This window comes from Salipiger sp. HF18 (genome assembly GCF_011806505.1).
In the GTDB taxonomy this organism is placed as follows: Bacteria; Pseudomonadota; Alphaproteobacteria; order Rhodobacterales; family Rhodobacteraceae; genus Salipiger; species Salipiger thiooxidans.
The window spans coordinates 1-5,270 of the sequence record NZ_JAATOS010000287.1 but is presented as its reverse complement, the minus strand read 5'-3'; the positions used below and the strand labels follow the sequence as shown (position 1 = coordinate 5,270).

Annotated in this window: 3 protein-coding genes and 2 pseudogenes; 3 read left to right on the top strand and 2 right to left on the bottom strand. The window is 69.1% G+C overall.

Features of this window, described 5'->3' with window-relative positions:
- From HC022_RS18615 to HC022_RS18605, 3 genes are all read left to right on the top strand, one after another.
- Positions 1 to 1,041 (top strand): acyl-CoA dehydrogenase family protein (locus HC022_RS18615; RefSeq protein WP_167453419.1); only part of this gene is annotated, 1,041 nt, incomplete at its 5' end.
- A gap of 393 nt (positions 1,042 to 1,434) precedes the next feature.
- Entirely contained in the window at positions 1,435 to 1,773 is a 339-nt protein-coding gene (locus HC022_RS18610; protein ID WP_008882981.1) for a carboxymuconolactone decarboxylase family protein, read from the top strand.
- A 281-nt stretch (positions 1,774 to 2,054) separates the two neighbouring features.
- Positions 2,055 to 2,243, top strand: coding sequence for a hypothetical protein (locus HC022_RS18605; RefSeq protein WP_167453418.1), 189 nt, complete (start codon positions 2,055 to 2,057; stop codon positions 2,241 to 2,243).
- A gap of 85 nt (positions 2,244 to 2,328) precedes the next feature.
- On the opposite strand, the pseudogene pheT reads toward HC022_RS18605, so the two are convergent.
- Together pheT and HC022_RS18595 are read right to left on the bottom strand one after the other, a co-directional pair.
- Positions 2,329 to 4,673 (bottom strand): annotated as a pseudogene (gene pheT, locus HC022_RS18600) (phenylalanine--tRNA ligase subunit beta).
- Positions 4,674 to 4,999: 326 nt separating this feature from the next.
- Positions 5,000 to 5,270, bottom strand: a pseudogene (locus HC022_RS18595) (MBL fold metallo-hydrolase); the annotation flags it as partial.

The window sequence follows — 5,270 nt, the reverse complement described above, 5'->3', positions numbered from 1 at the left end:
GAGCTGGCCGAGATGGGCGTCTTCGGCCTGACCATCCCCGAGGAATACGGCGGCTTCGGCCTGTCGAAGGCGTCGATGTGCGTCGTCTCCGAGGAGCTGTCGCGCGGCTACATCGGCGTGGGCTCGCTGGGCACCCGGTCCGAGATCGCCGCCGAGCTGATCCTCGCCGGGGGCACCGACGAGCAGAAGCAGAAGTGGCTGCCGGCGCTGGCTTCGGGCGAGAAGCTGCCCACTGCGGTCTTCACCGAGCCCAACACCGGCTCGGACCTCGGCTCGCTGCGCACCCGCGCGGTCAGGGGCGAGGACGGCGACTACACGATCACCGGCAACAAGACCTGGATCACCCACGCCGCCCGTGCCCACGTGATGACGCTGCTGGCGCGGACCGATTCGGCGACCTCGGACTACAAGGGTCTGTCGATGTTCCTGGCCGAGAAGACGCCGGGCACCGACGAGGATCCGTTCCCGACCCCGGGCATGACTGGCGGCGAGATCGAGGTGCTGGGCTACCGCGGCATGAAGGAATACGAGCTCGGCTTCGACGGCTTCAAGGTCAAGGGCGAGAACCTGCTCGGCGGCGAGGAGGGCAAGGGCTTCAAGCAGCTCATGGAGACCTTCGAATCCGCCCGCATCCAGACCGCGGCGCGCGCCATCGGCGTGGCGCAGGCGGCGCTTGACGTGGGCATGCGCTACGCCGAGGAGCGCAAGCAGTTCGGCAAGTCGCTGATCGCCTTCCCGCGCGTGTCCGGCAAGCTTGCGATGATGGCGGTGGAGCTGATGATCGCCCGCCAGCTCACCTATTTCTCGGCGCGGGAAAAGGACGAGGGCATCCGCTGCGACCTCGAAGCCGGCATGGCCAAGCTGCTGGGCGCCCGCGTGGCATGGGCCAACGCCGACAACGCGCTGCAGATCCACGGCGGCAACGGCTTCGCGCTGGAATACACCGTGAGCCGCATCCTCTGCGACGCCCGCATCCTCAACATCTTCGAGGGGGCCGCCGAGATCCAGGCGCAGGTGATTGCGCGCCGGTTGCTCGGCTGACGATGTCAGGGACCGTCCGGGGGCGTTCCCGCGGCGGCATGCCGAGATCCAGGCGCAGGTGATTGCCGGCTTGAACACATCAGGGACCGTCCGTCGGGCGGTCCCTTTCCTTTTGCCGGGCAATGGCCCGGTAAAGACCGTCACGCCCCGGCGGGGAACCAAGGCCGAAGGCCGCCCCCCCCGGGCTTGTGATTGGTCGAGGTCTGCGCGAACTGTCGGTGCCCTTCCGACGCGGCCCGGATATTCCGAGAGGTTCGGGACGCAGATCGCCAAGCCACAGGCAGGCGATGCGCGGCTCCCTCCAGGAGTATTTCCCGAACGGGATGATTTCGATCAAGGATCGGCACGGGCAGAGGTGGTTTGACGGGCTCAAACATATCTCAGGAGTCTGATATGACCTACAAGGACAAGCTGGCGGACACCCGCAACAACCTCCGCAACATGCGCAAGGCGATCCCCGACACCTTCGCCGGCTTCGTGGCGCTCGAGCAGGCGGCCTCGGCCGATGGCGCTCTCGACAAGAAGCAGAAGGAGTTCATCGCGCTGGGCATCGCCGTGGCGCTGCGTTGCGAGGATTGCATCCTTACCCACGTCTCGGCGCTGGTGCGGATCGGCGCCACGCGCGAGGAGATTGGCGAGATCCTCGGGACCTCGATCCAGATGGCCGGTGGCCCGGGGCTGATGTACGCGGCCAAGGCGCTGGCCGTCTTCGACGAACTGTCGGCAGACTAACGCGCCCTTCGGAAAATCTTCTGCGCGGCGACGGAAATCAGCGACGGGAACGGCAGGCTCTGCGTGTCACTGCTGACCTCAAGCAAGAGGCGCTGAGCAGGTGAGACCTTTCGCAACTCTCTCCGCCGCCGCCATCGCCCTCGGCTTCTACGGTGCCGCCAGCGCCCGGGGCGCGCGACCGGCCCGCGTCTGCTGAAGCGCGGGCAGGAGCCGCACGAGACCGCCGCACCTGCCAGGGCGCAGGAGCAGGTCATGCAGACGCAGATCGCGCCCCGGGCCAGATGAGGGCCGAGACCAAGGGTGCCGCAACCGGCAAGGGCGAGGTGAAGAAGGAGGTTCGGCAACAGTCCGAGACCACCCCGGCCGGGAAGACCCGGACCGCGAAGGAGCCCGCAGGGGCCCATGCCGCCGCGAAGGGAGATGCCAAGGCCGGTGCGGGCAAGGATGCCTGCGCACGCAAGACCACTTGATGCGACCGGCTCCGGCCAGAGGATGACACGAAAAGAGGCGCGACCGGGCTGGTCGCGCCTCTTCCGCGTTCCGGGGGAGGCGGGCTCAGCCGCGCAGCGTGCCGCCGGTGGCCTTGCTGACCTTCTCGACGATCTTCGCGGCGACCGCCTCGATGTCCTTCTCCTTCAGCGTCTCGCCCGAAGGCTGCAGCCGCACGGTGATCGCCAGCGACTTCTTGCCCTCGCCGAGGCTGCCGCCGATGAACTCGTCGAACACCCGCACCTCTTCGATCAGTGCCTTGTCGGCACCGGCAGCGGCGTTCACCAGATCCAGCGCTGCGACATCCGCGTCGACCACGAAGGCGAAGTCACGCTCGACCGCCTGCAGGTCGTTGAGGATCAGCGCCGGACGGCTCGACCCCTTGGAGCGCGGCAGCGGGATCTCGGCCGGGTAGAGCGTGAAGCCCACCGCCGGGCCCTTCACGCCCAGCTCGGACAGCACCTTGGGGTGGATCTCGCCGAAGACGCCCAGCACCTTCTTGGGGCCGAGGCAGAGCTTGCCGTGACGGCCCGGGTGCCACCATCCCTCGGCACCGCGCAGGATCTGCATCCTGGCGGGCGCGCCCATGGCCGAGAGTACCGCCTCGGCATCGGCCTTGGCGTCGTAGAGATCGACCGGGCGCGAACCGCCGTGAACGTCCTTGGGACCGGTGCGGCCGACCAGCAGGCCGGTGACCTGCGTGTGCTGCTCGCCGGGCTCGCCGCCCTGGAAGGCCGCGCCCACCTCGAACAGCGCCAGGTCGGCGAAGCCGCGCGCCTGGTTGCGGGCCGCCGCGCGCAGCAGCCCCGGCAGGAGCTGCGGGCGCATGTGGCTCAGCTCCGAGCTGATCGGGTTGGCGAGCATGGTGGCATCGCTGCCGCCGCCGAAGAGCTCTGCCGCCAGCTTGTCGACGAAGCTGTAGGTCACGCACTCGTTGTAGCCGAGCTCGGCCACGGTGCGCCGGGCCACCTGCTCGCGCTTCTGCATCGGCGACAGGATCGGCGCCGGAACGCCGGCCTGCGGGCGCGGCATCGGCTGGCCCTTGAGCTTGGTGAGCGAGGCCACGCGCGCCACTTCCTCGACCAGGTCCGCCTCGCCCATGACGTCGGGGCGCCACGAGGGCACCTGCGCCATGTCGCCGTCGAGCGTGAAGCCGAGCGCCTCGAGCGTCGCGCGCTGCTCGGCTGCGGGGATCTCCATGCCGACGAGGCTGATCACCCGGTCGGTGTCGAGCCGGTAGGCCCGCGACACGTCCGGAACCGCACCCGCGACGACGACCTCGGAGGCCTCGCCGCCGGCGATGTCGAGGATCATCCGCGTCGCCGCCTCGATGCCGGGGGCAGCCGAGGCCGGGTCGATGCCGCGCTCGAAGCGGTAGCGGGCGTCGGAATTGATCTTCAGCCCGCGGCCCGTGTAGGCGGTGCGGATCGTGTCGAAATACGCCGCCTCGAGGAACACGTTGACGGTCTCGTCGGACACGCCCGTCGGCTCGCCGCCCATCACGCCGCCGAGGCTCTCGGGGCCGGTGTCGTCGGAGATGAGGATCATCCCCGGCTCCAGGGTGTAGGTGCGCTCGTCCAGCGCCTCGAGCGTCTCGCCGCCCGCGGCCGCGTGCACCCGCAGGCCGCCGGTCATCTTGTCGGCGTCGAAGACGTGCAGCGGGCGGTTGCGGTCGAAGGTGAAGAAGTTGGTCACGTCCACGAGGAACGAGATCGGGCGCAGGCCGATGGCCTTCAGGCGGCTCTGCAGCCAGGCCGGCGACGGGCCGTTCTTCACGCCGCGGATCAGGCGACCGTAGAACACCGGGCAGCCTTCCTTCGCGCTGTCCTCGATGGTCACGGAGACCGGGCAGGGGAAGGCGCCGGGCACGGTGACCTCGGCCAGCGGCTTCAGCGTGCCGAGGCCGCGCGCCGCGAGATCGCGGGCGATGCCGTGCACACCGAGCGCGTCGGGGCGGTTGGGGGTGATGGCGATCTCGATGACCGGGTCGACCTTGGCGGGGTCGTTCTCGGCGAGCCAGTCGACGAAGCGCTGGCCGACCTCGCCCGAGGCCAGCTCGATGATGCCGTCATGCTCTTCCGACAGCTCCATCTCGCGCTCCGAGCACATCATGCCGAAGCTCTCGATGCCGCGGATCTTGCCGACCTGGATCGTGGTGTCGATGCCGGGCACGTAGGTGCCGGGCTTGGCCTCTCGCCCTCGTCGGTCATCACCGTGCAGACCCGAAGCTTGTCCGCGTCGGGATGCTTCTCGGCCTTCAGGACCTTGCCGATGGTAAAGGCGGACAGGCGGTCGGCGGGGTTCTCGACCCCTTCGACTTCCAGTCCAAGATCGGTCAGGGCCTCGGTGATCTCGTCGACCGAGGCCTGGGTGTCGAGGTGCTCTTTCAGCCAGGAAAGCGTGAATTTCATCGCGATGGCGCCCGGGGTTGGTTTTTGTATCCGCTGCGGCTTACCCCATCGCGGCGCAGGGGGAAAGGGGCGCGGCCCCTTCCCGGCGCCCGAAAAGACCTCTCGCTAAAGCGACGGCACCACGCCCCCGCGACATACCCGCCGCACCCACCTTCAAACGCCGCCGCTTGCGCAGCACCGCTCCACTCCAAGGCGCACCACCCAGACGCTTCCAACAGGCACGTCCCCGGGGCAAGCGCGCAACCCGCCCCTTCATCTTGCCGGGTAAACTCCCGCCGGAGGCATCCCGCCCTCACCGCCCTTCCGACCGCCGGGCAAGGGCGCCCTCACCGAGGCTCGAAATAATCCAGCGGGATCTTGAGATAGCTGCGGCCGTCGCTCTCGGGGGCGGGCTTGCGTCCGCCGCGGGTGTTGATCTGCAGCGCCGCGAGCATGAGCTTCGGCAGCGGCAGGGTGGCGTCGCGGGCATCGCGGGTGGCGCGGTACTCGGCCTCGGTCGGATCGTCGCGGAAGTGGATGTTGCTGGCCTTGTGCTCGGCCACCGTGGCGCAGCATTCGGCGTCCCGGCCCTCCGGCGCGTAGTCGTGGCCGACGTAG